Origin of the sequence: Nonomuraea sp. NPDC048916, from assembly GCF_040649575.1 — a bacterium.
GTDB lineage: Bacteria > Actinomycetota > Actinomycetes > Streptosporangiales > Streptosporangiaceae > Nonomuraea.
This window is the reverse complement of the sequence record NZ_JBEZFS010000226.1, coordinates 1-453: the sequence shown is the minus strand read 5'-3', so window position 1 is coordinate 453 and position 453 is coordinate 1. Positions and strand designations below refer to the sequence as shown.

General features: G+C 69.5%; 1 protein-coding gene. It reads right to left on the bottom strand.

The features are described from left to right. Positions 1-453, bottom strand: a 453-nt coding sequence (locus AB0C16_RS40580) for an aminodeoxychorismate/anthranilate synthase component II (RefSeq protein ID WP_357691526.1), incomplete at both ends; no start/stop codon positions are given.

Sequence of the window (453 nt, the reverse complement as noted above, 5' to 3'; positions counted from 1 at the left end):
CTCCACGAGCCCGGTCCCGTCCACCTCCTTCTTGTCCGCCGTGCTGACCGCCGCGAACGTGTTGTAGAAACCGACGTTCTCCGTCCGGCCGAACAGATCGATCTCCCGCTGCACCCCCTGGTTCGGCATGTCTCTGCGCCGTAGTTCGAAACCGAGTCGCCGGCTGAGCACCTGATGGCTGAGGCAGACCGCGAGAAAGGGGCGGCGGTCCCGCAGCAGGCCGCCCACGGCGTCGTGCAGATGGCGGATCTTGGGATGCCCGGCGGCTCCCGGGTCTCCGGGGCCCGGCCCCATGACCACCAGGTCGTACGCGTCCGGCCGGTACTCCTCGTCGAACCGCCGTACGGTCACGGACATGCCGAGCGATCTGATCTGGCCGGCGATCATCGCGGTGAAGGTGTCCTCCGCGTCCACCACCAGCACCTCGCGCCCGGCCAGGCCGGCGACCGGGAC